The organism is Dyella sp., from assembly GCF_036384435.1.
Lineage (GTDB): Bacteria > Pseudomonadota > Gammaproteobacteria > Xanthomonadales > Rhodanobacteraceae > GSA-30.
Genome location: NZ_DASVMI010000094.1, coordinates 12,101 through 28,122 on the forward strand (window position 1 = coordinate 12,101; position 16,022 = coordinate 28,122).

Below are 16,022 nucleotides of genomic sequence, written 5' to 3' on the forward strand. Positions count from 1 at the left end.
TGTGGTCGTCGCCGCGTTCAATCTCTGTGGCGATGGTTGCCTATCTGCCATCACAAGCGTGACACTGGCTGAATAGCCTGACGGATCGGGAGGGCGCATGCGTCGTTGGTGGGGATGGTTGTTCTTGTCGTGGGTATGGATGTCGTCCGCTTTGGCGCAGGATGTCCCGAATGTATTGAAGGACTGGCAAGGGTGGGTGCTGCACGATGTGCCGGAGCACGGGTGTCCGCTGCCATCAAATACAACGAGCGATAGCGGCGCCCGGCAATGTCTCTGGCCGGGGCGATTGAACCTCGATGTCGGCAAGAGCGGGGCGACGTTCAACCTGACCGTTCATGTCGACGCAGCAGGCTGGTTATTGTTGCCCGGTGACGATCACGCCTGGCCGCAGCAGGTCAACGTCAACAACAAGCCGGCCACCGTGCTGGGCCGTGAGGGTACCCCCGGCATCTGGCTGGAACCGGGCGACTACACCGTGCATGGCAACCTGGCCTGGAGCGAGCGGCCGGCGCAGTTGGCCGTGCCGGCAAGCATCGGCCTGGTCGCGCTGAGCATCGATGGCATAGCCGTGCCGGATGCGGAGCGGGCCGGCGACCGGTTGACACTGGGCCAGGCATCCGATGATCGACGCGTTGCCGACGCGTTGTCGGTGAACGTCTATCGGCGCCTTCGCGATGGTGTGCCGATGACGTTGGAAACCCAGGTGCAGTTGCACGTATCGGGCAGCGCGCGCGAGCAGTCCATGGGGCCGGCGCTGCCTGAGGGTTTCGTTGCCACGTCGCTCAAGAGCGATTTACCAGTACATCTTGAAAACGACGGTCGCCTGCGGATCCAGTTGCGCCCAGGCGACTGGACCGTGACGCTGGCCGCCCGCGCGAGCGATGCCGTTCAACACGTGGCGATGCCCAAGGCCGGCGATCCATGGCCCGCGCGTGAAACCTGGAGTTATGCCGACGATCCAGCCTTGCGTCGAAGCCAGGCTAGCGGAGAGGGCACCGATGCCATCCAGGCAGGCGTGCCCGATGGATGGGAAAAGCTGCCGGCCTACATTCTGGACAAGGACAATGGTCTGGGTATCGAGCAAGGCGCCCGTGGCAATGAAGGCGGCAAGGGCGAAAAGCTCAGTCTGCGACGCGATATGTGGTTGGACTTCGATGGTGCCGGCTTGACCATGTCCGACTATCTCACGGGCGAACTGATGGACACGCAGCGACTCAACGTCGTGTCGCCGTGGCAGCTCCAACGGGTGCAGCAGGACGACAGTCCCCTGCTTGTGACCGAGGACGCCCAGGGGCAGCAAGGCGTGGAACTACGCGACAAGAGCCTGCAACTGGGAGCCGGCCTGCGTGTGGCTTCGTACGGTGGACGCCTGCCTGCTTCGGGGTGGAATGCGGTGTTCGAGTCTATTTCGACCAGCGTACACCTGCCGCACGGCTATTTGCTGCTGGCAGCCCCGGGCGCCGACCGCGCCTCCGGGACGTGGACCTCGCGCTGGACCTTGCTCGATCTGTTTATCGTTGCGTTGATCGCACTGTTGGCGGGTCGTTGGCTGGGCTGGATATGGACCTTGCCGGCGCTTGGATTCCTGGTGCTTTCCCAGCATCAGGCCGGTGCGCCATGCTGGACTGTGGCTGTCGCGTTGTTGCTGGCTTTGCTGTGGCGTGCCTTGCCTGGCCATGGCAAGTTGCGGCAAGCGGTGCGCATCGGTGCGTCGGCGTCCTTGTTGCTGGGCATTGCCTGGGCGATCCCGTTTGCCGCCGACCAGATGCGCTATGCCATGCATCCGCAACTGGAGTCGGCCAGCGGCAAAGCGAATGCATGGGTCTACGCTCCGGCCGATATGGATATCGCCGGCAACCAGAAACAAATGGTGCTCCCGCCTCCGCCGCCGCCCGTGCCTGCGGCTCCCATGATGGAGCCGCAGGCCGAACTGGCCCCTCCGCCCAAGCCATCCGTGAGCCAGGCCAAAGAGCGCCGCGTCGCCGATGCTGCTCCTGACGGGGCTGCGCGCAAGCTCGAAGCCGTGGTCGTCACCGGAAGTCGCATTTCATCATTCTCGGCGTCCACGTATGAATTCGATTCGCGCAGCGTGATCCAGGCCGGCGCCGGTATCCCCGCATGGGACGTTGGCAACAACTACCAGCTCAACTGGTCCGGTCCGGTGACGGTGGACCAGACCGTGCGTTTGGTGATCCTGCCATCATGGGGCGTGCGGTTGCTGCGTGTCGTGATGTTGCTGCTCCTGGCAGCATGGCTGGTGCGGGCGGTGCAATCGCTTTGGCGGTGTCCCAGGACCATGGGTGGTAACGGTGGTGCCAAAGCGGCCGCAGTTGCGATGACCGGACTTGTTGCGTTCTCACTATTGCCGCACGCGGCACATGCACAGACGTTGCCCGACCAGGACATGCTCGATGCATTGCGTGGGCGTCTGACCGAGGCACCCAAGTGCGCCCCGGCTTGCGCGGAGGTGGCGCAGGCGCAGATACAGGGCACGGGCAGACAGCTTTCGGTCGATATGGAAGTCCACGCCGGTGCGGTAGTTGGCCTGGCGTTACCGCACGCTGACGATGGTGTATTGCTGCAATCGGTGACCGTGGATGGTCACGCCGATGCGCCGCTCAGCCGTGATGACTCGGCGATCTGGCTGCGTGTCGAGCGTGGCGTGCATCGCGTCACGTTGCGTTATGACACCGGCAAGCTCGATACCGTGACGTTGCACTTTGCCGAAAAGCCGCAGCGCGTGCAGTTATCGGGCCAGGGCTGGACGGCCAGCGGCCTGGATGGCGAGCAATTGCTGGGTGACAGCCTCACGCTCAGTCACCCCGAGGATGCGACATCAGGTACCACGGCTACGCAGGCCAAGGCGCAGGCGTTTCCACCTTTTGTCATCGTGACACGCAGCTTGCGCCTGGATGTGGATTGGACGGTGCATACCTCGGTCGAGCGTGTTGCGCCGGACGATGGGGGCTTCAGCCTGGATCTGCCGCTGCTGTCGGGTGAGCATCCAAGCGGCCAGGATGTGCGCGTGCATGACGGCAAGATCGGTGTGACCTTCAACGCTGGCGAGAAAGAGGTGAGCTGGGACAGTCGCCTGGATCGCAGCCCTGTGTTGACGTTCGAGGCGCCGCCGTTGGGGCAGCGCGCCGAAGAGTGGGATATCGAGGCCGCGCCGATTCTGCATGTCCAGGCTGAAGGGCTGCCGGCTTCGCAAACTGATATCGGCCTGCGTTTCCAGCCCTTGCCGGGCGAGCACCTCAAGCTTACCGTCAGCCAACCCAAGGCCGTTGCCGGTCAGAATGTGGCCTTCGACAGCGTATCGGTGAACAGCCGTGTTGGCGAACGGGCAACGACGGTAACACTCGATTTGTCTGTGCGCAGCACGCGCGGTGGCGAGCATCTCATCATCGTGCCCCAGGGAGCCTCTCTGCTTGATGCGCATCGCGATGGGACCTCAATCAACCTGAGCATTCGCGACGGCAAGCTGGGTCTGCCGCTGTTGCCTGACCGACACGCTTACCAGATCAGCCTTCGTCTTCCATCGGGTGCTGCCGCGACGATGTCGACGCCTGCGTTCGATTTCCAGGCGCCGGTAGCCAATATCGAGACATCGCTGGAGCTGCCCGAGAATCGCTGGTTGCTATGGACCTGGGGCCCCACGGATGGCCCGGCGGTGTTGTACTGGTCGCAGTTGCTGGTGTTGTTGGTGGTGGCCTGGGCCTTGGCGCGGTACGCACCGACGCCGCTGCGATTTCATCAATGGCTGCTGCTTGGCCTTGGGTTCTCGGCGCTGGGCTGGTGGTCGTTCGCGTGGGTTGCGGCCTGGTTGATTGTGCTTGGGTTGCGCTACAAGCGCCTGGACCCGGCTGCGTGGCGTCCCTGGTTGTTCGATACGGTGCAAGTGCTTTTGCTGGTTTTCAGTGCTATCGCGCTGGTCGTGTTGGTCAGCGCGATTCCCCGCGGCATGCTCGGTACGCCCGATATGCATATCGATGGCGGTCAATCGTATACGGGGCATTTGCGCTGGACGATGGACCATACGGTTGGCGCGTTGCCGCATGCCGGTGTACTCAACGTGCCGCGTTGGGTGTACAACGCGGCCATGCTTGCGTGGTCCGTATGGTTGGCCAATGCATTGATCGGCTGGTTACGTTGGGCTTTTGCGGCATGGTCACAAGGTGGTTATTGGCGCAAACGTGTCCGGCATTCGCCCAAGCAGGAAGAAGGTACGGCATGACCGATGCAAGACAGGCCCTGGCCGAAGCATTGCCGCGTGTGGAGCGCGGCGATGCCGAATGGCTTTTGTTGCACGCACTGGGTAAACCGCGTAGCTGGTTGATCGCGCATGATCGCGATGAGTTGGACGAACAGGTGTTGCGCGATTACCGCGCCATGGTCGAGCGCCGGGCAGTCGGAGAGCCGGTTGCCTATATCACCGGTCAGAGAGGCTTTTGGTCTCTGGATCTGGAGGTCTCGCAGGCCGCATTGATTCCGCGCCCCGAGACCGAGCTGTTGGTAGAGCTGGCATTGGAGCGGTTGCCACCGGACGAGGCGCTGGCTGTGGCCGATCTGGGCACGGGTAGCGGAGCGATAGCCCTGGCTATTGCGCATGAACGCAGACAAGCGAAAGTGGTAGCTACCGATCGCAGTGTGGATGCGTTGGCCGTGGCTGAGCGCAACGCGCAGAGACTGGATCTGCGCGTGGAGTTCGCGCGCGGCGACTGGTTCGATGCGATTGCAGGACGGCGCTTTGCACTGGTAGTTTCCAATCCACCTTATATCGAAGCGGACGACCCTCACTTGCAGCAAGGCGACCTGCGGTTCGAGCCGCCTCGCGCGCTCGCATCGGGAGCGGATGGACTGGATGCAATTCGGCAGATCGTTCACGAAGCGCCCGGATATCTGGAGCCAGGCGGCTGGTTGTTGATGGAACACGGCTGGACCCAGGCAGCGGCTGTACGCGCCTTGCTCGATGCGCGCGGATTTGCCCAGGTTCAGACGTTTCGTGATCTTGAGTCGCGCGACAGGGTGACAGGCGGCAGATGGGGCTGAGCGCGCAGGTTGTTCTCGCCAATGAATGTGCGTCCACGCGAGGTGCATCGCGTTGTGGTGTGTTGTAAGAGCGAGTTCAATTGCGAAGCAAGCCGCGGCTGAACTCGCGGCTTGGCGGTTTGAAGAGCCCAATCTGCGATTGATCGCAGATTGCATCGCGAATGAGTTGGTTCCTACACGAAGGGCATCGCGGCCTGGCGCGGCACGCCGGGCCGGTGCGATTTTACTTGCCGCCGAACAGGGCGGCCGCGTCAGCCTTGAAGGCCTGTCCGCTGGCGGGGCGGCTGTAGAACATATGACCTCCCGGATAGACCGCCAGCTTCACGCGCTGGGTCTGGCCAAAGGCGGGCATCTGGTTGAGGATCAGTTGCGAGGTGTAGAACGGGCATGACAGATCGTTGTAGCCGTGCGCGATCAGTACTTTCATGTTCGGGTCGTTGGCGATTGCCTTGCGCAGGTCGGTCACCGGCTTGTCGTCGCTGTTGCCGCGGTCCCAGGCGCGATTGACCGCAAACGACAACGCCTCGTAATGCGCATCGGTCTTCCAGCCTACCTCGCGCGTGACGAAGTCGACCATCGCACTGGTGGCAGGCGCCAGTAGCGCCTCGAGGATCGGGTCGCCCGAGCGACGTTCGGCCGAGCCAGGGAAGGGGTCCCAGGCGGTGACGTTGGAGTCGTAGACGCTACCGATCTTCTTGTCTGATCGATGGATTTCGCGCAGGAAGGTATCCGTGTCTACCCGGCCGTCCATCTTTGCGACCAGTGACGGATCGAGACCGGTATAGGTGGAAACCTTCTGCACCAGACGGTTGACTGCGCCGGGGTCGGAGCGACCGGCCAGGAAGTCGGTGACGAATTCGGTACGTACATAGGTCTCGACGTCTTTCATGGCATCTGGCGTCAGGCGGCCCTGAGCTTCCAGATGCGCGGCAGTCATCGAGGGAAGGTTGATCATCCATGGCAGCGGCGATAGCGAATCATCGTCACCTATGGCGGCCGGATCGAGATACGGCGACACCATCACCAAGCCATTCACACCCACGCCCATTTTGGTCTGCAACGCATAGGCGATGCGTGGCGCGCGGTACCCGCCGTAGCTTTCGCCCATCACGTATTTGGGTGAGCGCAGACGACCATGATCGACCAACCAGTCGTACACCACGCGTGACAGATAATTGATATCCGACTCGGTGGAGTAGAAATCCTTCCGGGTGGCACTTTCGTCTTCCAACGAGCGCGAGAAACCAGTGCCAACCGGATCGATGAACACCAGATCGCTCATGCCCAGCCAGGTATTGGGATTGTCCTGTGTGATGGCAGCATCCGAGGGCGCATCGCCGTCCACGCCGAACTGGATACGTTTGGGCCCGATGGCCCCCATATTCAGATACACCGACGAGGCACCCGGCCCCCCGTTGAACGCGAACGTGACCGGCCGATGCGGGTCCTTTCCGGGCACCACATAAGCGGTGAACACAACTTCGGCGATCTTCTTGCCCTTGGCGTCACGCACGGCAAGGGTGCCGACTGTCGCGTCGTACGAAACCGTCTTGCCATCGACGCGAACCGTCTGATGGATGGTCTTGTCCGCAGGCAAGGGCGGCAGGTCTCCATCGGCTTTCTTGTCGCTTTCTTCGGCAGCGGGTTTCTTGTCGGCGGCGACGGCAGTGGTCCAGGGCGTCATGGTCACACAGGCGGCAAACATGGCCACTTGCCATACGGCCAAGCGGTATTTGGAAAGTTGGCGGGTCACGAAACTTTGTCTCTCGTAGGCGGTCAAGCAGAAGCTATACATGCGGCAAGTGCTGGGTCGCGCGACAGTGCCTGAAGGCATGGTCTGGCTGCACTGCGTGCCATGTTGCGCACTGGAGACGAGAGTTTGGCATTTTTCAGCCGACGGCAACGATGCCGTAAGATATGACGGGCGCCGTGATCCGATGCAGGCGGCCAAGCTATTCCCTGCTGAGCAAGATGCTTGGTGGTTCACTGATAAAACAACAGGTTGAGTATGACAAGGATTGTTCTTCTGGCGCTGAGTCTTCTCCTCGCAGGCTGCTATTACGGTAGCTCTCGCCCAGGTGGAATCGATGGCTATCAGGATTGCCTCGATGTAGAGCGCGGTTTCTTCAGCTTGAACAATCCCACGCAACGCGGTGGGCGCGGCCCTGCCCCCGTTGACCCCGTGCGTATCAGGCAGCGTTGCGGCAGGTCCATTCCGGGAAATTAGTGCATTGCCACGCGTCAATGCCCGGGAGAGCGATGCGCGCTCGTTGAACCGAAAGCCCCGGGGCTGTCTTAGGCCAACAGATCTCGACGATCTGCATCGCGATCACACGGGTGCCATCCTGAGCGTGCTGCTTAACCGACCGCGGCGCTGTGATTGCTCAGGTTCGGAAACCGGCCGAGAATCGCCGCGCGGATACTCGGCAGGTCCAGTCCTGCCATCGTCAGCACTTCCTCGCGGCTGCCGTGTTCAAGGTATGCATCGGGCAGGCCAAGGTGCAGGATGGGCTTGACGATGCCATGGGCGGCAAGGCATTCAGCCACGCCGCTGCCGGCGCCGCCTGCGACAGCGTTGTCTTCCAGGGTGACGAACGCGTCGTGTGTCCGGGCGAGACTGATGATCATCGCTTCATCAAGCGGTTTGACGAAGCGCATGTTCACCAGCGTGGCGTCCATTTCCGCGGCGATTTCCGCCGCTGGCGCCAGCATCGCGCCAAAGGACAGGATGACCAGGCCATGGCCGCGGCGGCGCATCTCGGCCTTGCCGATCGGCAAGGTGTCCAGTGTCTTGCTTATCGTAGCGCCCAAGCCGGTGCCGCGCGGATAGCGAATGGCAGCCGGACCGCTGTATTCGAAGCCGGTGGTGAGCATCGCGCGGCATTCATTTTCGTCGGCTGGTGCCATGATCACCATGTTCGGCAGGCAACGCAGGAACGACAGGTCGAAGCTGCCTGCATGGGTGGCGCCGTCCGGACCGACTACGCCGGCACGGTCAATGGCGAAGGTGACATCCAGGTTCTGCAACGCTACGTCGTGGATGGCCTGGTCATAAGCGCGTTGCAGGAAGGTGGAGTAAATGGCTACCACTGGCTTGGCGCCTTCACAGGCCATGCCGGCTGCAAGCGTAACGGCATGCTGTTCGGCGATGGCGACGTCGAAGTAACGCTCGGGATACTCCTTGGAAAAGCGCACCAGGCCCGATCCTTCGCGCATGGCCGGGGTAATGCCGAACAGGCGCTTGTCCGCAGCGGCCATATCGCATAACCAGTCGCTGAAGATATCGGTATAGGTGGGCTTGGCCGGACCGCTTTTCTTGACCAGGCCGGCTACCGGATCGAAAGGACCGACCGCGTGGTATTCGATCTGGGCCTGTTCAGCCGGGGCGTAACCCTTGCCCTTGGTGGTGATCACATGCAGCAACTGCGGGCCGGGCAGGTCTTTGACCGTGCGCAGTGCGGCCAGCAGTTGCGGGATATTGTGACCATCGATCGGGCCGGTGTAGTGGAAGCCCAGTTCCTCAAACAGCGTACTGGGTACGAACATGCCCTTGGCGTGCTCTTCCCAGCGCTTGAAGAAGCGACCAAACAAGGATTGCTTGGGAATGGCGCGCTTGGCGCGTTCGCGCCAGACATTGAGCGTACGGCTGGACATAGCGCGCGCCATCATTTTGGTCAGGGCGCCGACGTTCTCACTGATCGACATGCCGTTATCGTTGAACACGACCAGCATGTTCGGCTCCACGTCGCCACCGTGGTTGAGTGCCTCGAAAGCCATGCCGGCGGTCATGGCGCCATCGCCGATCACGGCCACGACCTTGCGAGGATCGCCCAGGCGCTGCGCGGCGATGGCCATGCCCAGGGCTGCCGATATCGAAGTAGACGAATGACCGACGCCAAAGGTGTCGTACTCGCTCTCTTCACGACGCGGGAAGGGGGCCAGTCCGTCCTTTTTCTTGATCGTCGTGATGCGGTCTCGCCGTCCGGTGAGGATCTTGTGCGGATAACACTGGTGGCCCACGTCCCATACCAGGCGATCATGCGGCGTTTCAAACACATGGTGCAGCGCCACGGTCAGTTCCACCACGCCCAATCCTGCGCCGAAGTGGCCGCCGGAGCTGGCGACCGCCTCGATCAGATACTGGCGTAGCTCATCGGCTACCGCGGGAAGCTCGTCATCGGCAACGCGGCGCAAGTCGGCCGGCGCATCGATGTGCGCCAGATGGGGGAAGCGGGCAAGGTCAGTCATGTTGCATATTGTTGGACCAGCGGCGAGGCGGGGCAAGGGCGGATAAGTGAAAAAGTCATGCCCATCGGCTTGTTAGGCCTGCTCTGCACGTGCCGCCGACGCCGGGCGCGGCAGGCTGGCGACCCATTTCCTGCAGGGATCAGCCCCATGAGCTCCAACAGCGCCTTCAGTCGATTTGCCGCTGCCACGGCACGCTATTCAGGTAAGCCCGCGACCTTCGTGACGGCGGCCATCCTGATTGTGATCTGGGCGGCGACCGGGCCGGTTTTTGGCTTTGGAGACACCTGGCAACTGGTGATCAACACGGGTACCACCATCGTCACGTTCCTGATGGTGTTTCTTATCCAGAACACCCAGAACCGGGATACGGCTGCCCTGCAGATCAAGCTCGACGAGTTGATTCGCAGCAGCCGGGCGCATAACGCCCTGCTCAACCTGGAAGAGCTCGACGAAAAGACCCTGGAGCGCATCCGGCGTCATTATTGCCACTTGGCCGAGGCGGCCCGGGGCGATCTGGCGCATTTCGAAGATAGTGCCCGAACGGGCGAAAACTCCTGAATGGCTCAGATCACCTGGCGGCGGTCGCGCGGCAGGTGATTGACCAGGAACTCCATCTGGTCGGCCAGGATGTTGCGATTGGACAGGATCAGGTGCTCGACCCAGCTGGGCCGGTATGGCACCGCCAGCAAGGGCATATGGGCCTGTTGCGGGGTACGGCTACCCTTTCGCAGGTTGCATGCCAGGCAGGCGCTGACCACGTTCTCCCATTCGTCCTTGCCGTGTTTGGAGATGGGCTGTACATGGTCGCGCGTCAATTCGCCACGACTGAAATGGTTGCCGCAGTACAGGCAGATGTAGCGGTCACGAGCGAACAGCGCGGTGTTGGTGAGGGCGGGAGCCGGATCGATGGCATGGTCGCGACAATGCCCGGTGCTGGCGACGATCGGATGCAGTTGCAATTGGCTGCGCTGACCCAGGTCGCGGTTGTGGCCGCCATGCACGGTCAGGCAAGGGTCGCCCAGGGTCCAAGCGACGGCCTCACGCACGTAGAGGCAGACCGCCTCCTGCCAGCTTATCCAGTCGAGAATACGGCCGGCGGCGTCCAGTGAGAGCACACGGGTCGAATGCAGGTCGGCAACCCGGTTTGGCACTTCCATCAGCATGTCGCGTCCTTCAGGCAAATCGAAAGGTCGGTTTTGCGATGTCACATTCCTTGGGAGCATAGACCATTTCGTATTGCAAAACTTATGCAAGCGGCTGATCAGCCTGGGCGATTCAGTCTGCGGCGGGGGGTTCTCCGGGCTGGCTGGGCACTGATATAGTGAGTATTCATCTGTAGACCCGACGCCGGGTTTTTGGGAGGGGAAGCCATCGGTGGCAGCCCCGGCACGGCGGGGCAGAGGTAAGTAACGTGGCTGAAGTTCTTTTCTACGAGCGTCCTGTGCCGCTCAACCGCACCCAGCACAAGGACCTGCGCATCAAGGGGCTGCAAAGCCTCAAGTTCGCCAGCAAGGTGCATTCCGTGCCGCTGACTGGCGTGGAGTTTTCGCTGGCTGCGCGTGACATGCCAATCCTGTTCGCCGGTTCGAGCATCGAGGACGCCGGTCCCATGGCCCTGCTGGGCCTGCGCCAGGCCGAGAACCTGTTCGTCGATGACAACGGCACCTGGGAAACCAACATGTACGTGCCGGCGTTCGTTCGCCGCTATCCGTTCGTGCTGGCCGAAAAGCCTGCCGGTGCGGAGACGGGCGATGATTTCACGGTATTCCTCGACGAGGCCTACGACGGTTTCGGCAATACCGAAGGCGAGCGTCTTTTCAAGGAAGACGGATCGGATACCGAAGTGCTGACCAACGCGGTCAATTTCCTGGGCGAGTTCCAGCAGCACGTGGCCCGCACGCAGTGGTTCATGGCGCAGTTGCGCAAGCACGACCTGCTTGAGCCACGCAACATCCGCCTGGACAAGGAAGGCAAGACGATCAACCTCAATGGCCTTTTCGTGGTCAACGAGAACAAGCTGCGCGAGTTGGATGAAAAGACCGCGCACGAGTTCCTGCGCGAAGGCGTGTTTGGCTGGATCTACTCGCACCTGGTGTCGCTGGCAAATATCGATCGCATGGCCCAGCGCCTGGATTTGCGTGAAGCGAAGGAAGCGACGAAGAACTGAGTGCTTCGGTTTTCGACGCGGTTTTCGAAGGGGCGACGCTTTGGTGTCGCCCCTTTTTCCTTGTGCGTGTCCATGTCAGACGGGCTTGGCCATGCGCAGCAGATCCATGCCGAATCCCATAGCCTCGTATAGCGCCCTGGCACGCTCGTTGCCCGGCAGCACGGCCAGCGTGAGCAGGTGACAGCGATGCTCGTGAGCCCAGGTGTGCGCATGGTCCAGCAGCGCGCGCGCCACGCCGCGGCCCTCATTGGCCTGCACCACCGCGAGGTCGGAGATATGGCCGTTGACCCGTCCGGTGAAAAAATCCTGCGTTTTTTGCAGGTGAATGAAGCCAACGCGCTCGCCATCCTGGTCCTCGGCGATAAACAGGTAGCTGTTGACCGGCTCGTCTTCCAGGTGGCGTAGGAGATCCTTGCGGATGCCATCAATGCATTCGTGACGCCTGCGCCAGGCGGGCAACGGGAAATCGACGAATCGGGGCACTAGCCCAAGGATGAAGTCGTCATCGTCTTCAGCCAAGCGGATCAGGAACGGTGTATCGCTCATGAGGAAGGAGGCAGCATGGAGGCCTGCCTGTTTTTACACCCAGGTTCGAATGGGTGGAAGTCCTGTCCCGTGCATGGGAGATGAGAGGGGGCGGGTGGCGGGGGCGCAGTGATGATTTACCTCGCCAGCCGGAGGGGGGGGCGCGACCGGCCCATGCGGCCTGTGGGGCTATTGCAGGCTCGCGGTATTGCGCCACCATCACCACCCATATCCCACCCCGGTCGATCGCCGTAAAGCCTGGCAAATGCCAGGCTTTACGGACGATGCCGGGTCTCACGCAATCTCAGGCAAGGTGCCGATTCCCGCTTCAATCGCCGCCTTGTGCATCAGGCAGCGCGGCAGGATGCGGCTGAAATAGAAGTTCGCCGTATCCAGTTTGGCCTGCTTGAATGCTGCCGGCTTGCCGGCAGCAGCCACGGCGCTGCGTGCCCACATGTAGGCCAGCGCGGCATAGCCGGAGTAGTACAGGTAATCCACCGCCGCAGCACCCAGTTCCTCCGGATTGCCCTGCACGCGCTGGGCAAGCTTGAGGGTCAGTTCGCCCCATTCCTTGGCGATGACCGAGAGCTGGCCGATGAACGGGCGCACGCTTTCGTCACTGGCGTGCTGTTGGCAGAAGCCGGCGATGTCGCTGAGGAAGTGCTTGAAACCCACGCCCTGCAACTGGAGGATCTTGCGGCCGAGCAGGTCGGCGGCCTGGATACCGGTAGTGCCTTCGTACAGTGTGATGATGCGTGCGTCACGGACGAACTGTTCCACGCCATTCTCAGCGATGTAACCGTGTCCGCCGTAGATCTGCAACGCTTCCTTGGTGCTCTCCTGCGCCAGTTCGGTGACCATGCCCTTGGCGATCGGAATCAGGAAGGCGACCAGCTCGCTGGCCTTATTGCGCTCGGCCTCGTCCGCCGCACGGGCTTCGATATCGGTCTGCAATGCGGTGTAGAGCAGCAGGGCGCGCGAGCCTTCCACGAAAGCACGCTGGGTCAGCAGCATGCGGCGGACATCGGGCTGCACCAGGAGGTTGTCGGCCGGCTTCTCTGGAAACCTCGCGCCGGAAAGTGCTCGCGATTGCAGGCGCTCACGGGCGTAGTTGAGGCTGTTCTGCAAAGCGCGCTCGGCCAGGGCCAGTCCTTGAACACCCACCGAGAGGCGTGCGGCATTCATCATGGTGAACATGGCCGCCAGACCTTTATGCGGGGCGCCGATCAAATAGCCTTCCGCACCGTCGAAATTCATCACGCAGGTCGCCGAACCGCGAATGCCCATTTTGTGTTCGATGGCGCCGGCTGCCACGGTGTTGCGCTTGCCCGGCGAGCCGTCGGCGTTCAAGGTGAACTTGGGCACGATGAACATCGAGATGCCGCGGCTACCAGCCGGAGCGTCGGGCAGGCGGGCTAGCACGAGGTGGATGATGTTCTCGGCCAGGTCATGCTCGCCGGCGCTAATGAAGATCTTCGTGCCGCTGATCTTGTAGCTGCCGTTCTCGCCCACCTCGGCACGCGTCTTGAGCAGGCCCAGGTCCGAACCGGCCTGCGGCTCGGTCAGGCACATGGTGCCGGTCCAGCGACCTTCGACGATGGGCTTGAGATAGGTGTCCTTCTGCGCATCGGTGCCGTGGATTTCCAAGGCGTGGCAGGCGCCTTCGGACAACAGCGGATACAGGCTCCAAGCCAGGTTGCCGGCCTGGAAAATTTCCATCGTGGCGGTACCCAGGGCATTGGGCAGAGCCTGTCCGCCGAATTCCTCGGCCTGGGTCAGGCCGGCCCAGCCGCCTTCGGCAAAGGCACGGAAGGCTTCCTTGAAGCCCTTCGGGGTGGTGACGGTCTGCGTGGCCTTGTCGTAATGGCAGCCTTCCTCATCACCCGAGGCGTTGGTCGGTGCCAGTACCTGCTCGCTCAGGCGGCCGGCTTCTTCCAGCACGGCGTCCAGCAGATCGCGCGTGTGGCCGTCGCCACCGGTCAGGGCGGTCAGCTTCGGCTCGGCACCGAGCACTTCGTAGAGGGCGAAACGCAGGTCGTCGAGCGGAGCCTTGTAGATCGTCATGGGATGGGAGTCCTCGAAAGCTTGGGTAGGTTGAGCCTGCTATCGCATCAGCGATAGGTATTGGGGATACCGGGGACCGGCGAGAACCAGTCGTTGCCGTGGAAGTTGAAGTCGCGCGCGACCTTTTCCTGTTCCGGCTTGGCATTGGCGCGCCCGGCCAGCGAATAGGCCAGCGAGCCTGCACTGCCCTTGCCGGCCAGCGTCTTGATCGCCGTGGTCATCTCGTTGGTTGGCAAGATGTTTATCTGGGTAACGTCACCCGCGAAGGAGGGTATATCCAGGTCAAAGCTGGCATGCAGGCGCACTGGCACGCCATCGCCGATCTTCAGTTCCCCGTCCAGGCTGTGGAACTCCATGCCGGCGTAGCTGTTGTTCTGGATGCGCACGGTCAATTGCCACTGGCCGTCGGGCCGGACACTCATCTCCTGGATCGTCACCGTGGGCGGGAACACGCTCTTCTTCGGCGGGCCGCAGGCGGCCAGGCCGGTGAGAAGGGCACCCAGGGCGATCAGGCGGAGGATTCGTTTCATGAAGTCGGACCTCAAACGATTGTTTGAATATAACAGACGAAGTGCCCATTGTGAGTGCTCGGGAGTGGCTGTCGGGGAGGAGAGTTCCCGCCTGCGCGCCTCTGGCGAGGAGGCACCTCCACTCATCCATCGATCTAGGGCATCATCCCCGACTTCCTTCAAGATCAAGACCAGACGCCTCATGACACGTCGTATCGTTGCTCGCCGCTCGCCCATCCATGGCAATGGCGTTTTTGCCGTTGAACCGATCGCCAAGGGCGACCTCGTCATCGAATACAAGGGCACGTTAATGTCCAACGACGAGGCCGACGAGCTTTATGGCGACGGCGGCGAGACTGGGCATACGTTCCTGTTCACGCTCAACGACGACTACATCATCGATGCCAACCGCAAGGGCAACACCGCGCGCTGGATCAACCACAGTTGCGATCCGAACTGCCAGGCGCTGATTGAGGAAAGCGACTCGGGCAATCCGCGCAAGGACAAGGTGATCATCGAGGCGATCCGCAAGATAAAGCCCGGTGAGGAGCTGACCTACGATTACGGCATCGTGCTGGACATGCCGCACACGGCCCGCCTGAAGAAGATCTGGGCCTGTCGCTGTGGCTCGCCCAAGTGCATTGGCACCATGCTCAAGCCCAAGCGCAAATCGGCCTGAGCGTGTGATCCATGGGAGCCGCGGCCAGAGAAATGGCCGCGGCGTCCGCGAGGGGGCGGTGCGGTAGAGGTTCGTGGCGGCCGTTTCCTGGATGCGTGGCCAGTCGTGGGGAGCGGCCTGTTTCCGCGCCGTGTTTCGTAGTGGCTGCCGAGGAGTTTGCGTCCGGATACACATTGTGGGGGTAGGGAACGGGGCCCTATACTCGTGTCGAAAGCCTGCCACGGGGGCTGGGCGTTATACGAAGGAAACGGGGATTCATGGAAGTCAATCCGTACGCGGCTCCGCAGACGCAGGTCGACGACCTTGCTGGGTTTTCCGCTGCCGATCTGGAGGCGCGCAAGGCGTCGCGAAGTCGCCGGTTGAGCGCGACCCTCATCGACGCCGTGATGCTTTGCGTTGTAGTGCTTTCAGTATTTTGCCTGGCCTTGATGAGCAGCTATTCGTCTGGTGCAAAGCGTGACGACCATTTCGCTCTTTTTATCCTGATCTTGCTCGTGCTGCTGCTGTTGATTGCCATCGTCAACTGCGTGCTGTTGCATAAATACGGACAGACGATGGGCAAGCGCATGCTTGGCATCAAGGTGGTACGCAGCAACGGTGATCGCGCTTCGCTCGGTCGCATCATCGGCCTGCGATTTCTGCCTGTGAGCTTGCTCGGCCGCATTCCGTTGATCGGCTTGCTGTTGACCCTGGTCGATTGCCTGATGATCTTTGGCAACGAACGCCGTTGCCTGCATGACGTGTTCGCGGACACGATCGTCATCCAGGCCTGATCGTCCGC

Annotated in this window: 12 protein-coding genes; 6 read left to right on the forward strand and 6 right to left on the reverse strand. The window is 61.9% G+C overall.

Going from position 1 to position 16,022, the window contains the following annotated elements; translation table 11 throughout:
- Nucleotides 1-97: 97 nt before the first annotated feature.
- Together VF436_RS09205 and prmC are read left to right on the forward strand one after the other, a co-directional pair.
- Nucleotides 98-4,234 carry a hypothetical protein gene (locus tag VF436_RS09205; protein ID WP_330903715.1) on the forward strand — a complete coding sequence of 1,379 codons (4,137 nt, stop codon included), beginning with the start codon at nucleotides 98-100 and terminating at the stop codon, nucleotides 4,232-4,234.
- Nucleotides 4,231-5,049: a peptide chain release factor N(5)-glutamine methyltransferase gene (gene prmC / locus VF436_RS09210; RefSeq protein WP_330903716.1), complete on the forward strand. Its 819-nt coding sequence runs from the start codon at nucleotides 4,231-4,233 to the stop codon at nucleotides 5,047-5,049. The genes VF436_RS09205 and prmC overlap by 4 nt, the downstream gene beginning before the upstream one ends.
- A 223-nt stretch (nucleotides 5,050-5,272) precedes the next feature.
- On the opposite strand, the gene VF436_RS09215 is transcribed toward prmC, so the two are convergent.
- Together VF436_RS09215 and dxs are read right to left on the reverse strand one after the other, a co-directional pair.
- A complete protein-coding gene (locus VF436_RS09215) occupies nucleotides 5,273-6,754 on the reverse strand; it encodes a S10 family peptidase (protein ID WP_414649831.1) in 1,482 nt (493 codons plus the stop codon).
- Between the two features lie 653 nt (nucleotides 6,755-7,407).
- Nucleotides 7,408-9,297, reverse strand: coding sequence for a 1-deoxy-D-xylulose-5-phosphate synthase (gene dxs / locus VF436_RS09220; RefSeq protein ID WP_330903718.1), 1,890 nt, complete (start codon nucleotides 9,295-9,297; stop codon nucleotides 7,408-7,410).
- Between the two features lie 147 nt (nucleotides 9,298-9,444).
- Between dxs and VF436_RS09225 the strand changes: the two genes are divergently transcribed.
- Nucleotides 9,445-9,855 (forward strand): low affinity iron permease family protein, encoded by a 411-nt coding sequence (locus tag VF436_RS09225; protein WP_330903719.1) that lies wholly within the window; start codon nucleotides 9,445-9,447, stop codon nucleotides 9,853-9,855.
- A 5-nt stretch (nucleotides 9,856-9,860) separates the two neighbouring features.
- Here the strand turns inward: VF436_RS09225 and VF436_RS09230 are convergent, their stop codons facing one another.
- Nucleotides 9,861-10,460, reverse strand: coding sequence for an HNH endonuclease (locus VF436_RS09230; protein ID WP_330903720.1), 600 nt, complete (start codon nucleotides 10,458-10,460; stop codon nucleotides 9,861-9,863).
- 248 nt (nucleotides 10,461-10,708) lie between these two features.
- Between VF436_RS09230 and VF436_RS09235 the strand changes: the two genes are divergently transcribed.
- Nucleotides 10,709-11,464 carry a SapC family protein gene (locus tag VF436_RS09235; RefSeq protein WP_330903721.1) on the forward strand — a complete coding sequence of 252 codons (756 nt, stop codon included), beginning with the start codon at nucleotides 10,709-10,711 and terminating at the stop codon, nucleotides 11,462-11,464.
- A gap of 75 nt (nucleotides 11,465-11,539) precedes the next feature.
- On the opposite strand, the gene VF436_RS09240 is transcribed toward VF436_RS09235, so the two are convergent.
- From VF436_RS09240 to VF436_RS09250, 3 genes are all read right to left on the reverse strand, one after another.
- Nucleotides 11,540-12,010, reverse strand: coding sequence for a GNAT family N-acetyltransferase (locus tag VF436_RS09240; RefSeq protein WP_330903722.1), 471 nt, complete (start codon nucleotides 12,008-12,010; stop codon nucleotides 11,540-11,542).
- A gap of 273 nt (nucleotides 12,011-12,283) precedes the next feature.
- Complete coding sequence (locus VF436_RS09245) at nucleotides 12,284-14,053, reverse strand: acyl-CoA dehydrogenase C-terminal domain-containing protein (RefSeq protein ID WP_330903723.1); 1,770 nt, start codon at nucleotides 14,051-14,053, stop codon at nucleotides 12,284-12,286.
- Nucleotides 14,054-14,100: 47 nt separating this feature from the next.
- Entirely contained in the window at nucleotides 14,101-14,583 is a 483-nt protein-coding gene (locus VF436_RS09250) for a hypothetical protein (RefSeq protein ID WP_330903724.1), read from the reverse strand.
- 181 nt (nucleotides 14,584-14,764) lie between these two features.
- On the opposite strand from VF436_RS09250, the gene VF436_RS09255 reads away from it, so the two are divergent.
- Both VF436_RS09255 and VF436_RS09260 read left to right on the forward strand, forming a co-directional pair.
- Nucleotides 14,765-15,241, forward strand: coding sequence for an SET domain-containing protein (locus tag VF436_RS09255; RefSeq protein ID WP_330903725.1), 477 nt, complete (start codon nucleotides 14,765-14,767; stop codon nucleotides 15,239-15,241).
- A gap of 257 nt (nucleotides 15,242-15,498) precedes the next feature.
- Nucleotides 15,499-16,014: an RDD family protein gene (locus tag VF436_RS09260; protein WP_330903726.1), complete on the forward strand. Its 516-nt coding sequence runs from the start codon at nucleotides 15,499-15,501 to the stop codon at nucleotides 16,012-16,014.
- Nucleotides 16,015-16,022: the final 8 nt, after the last annotated feature.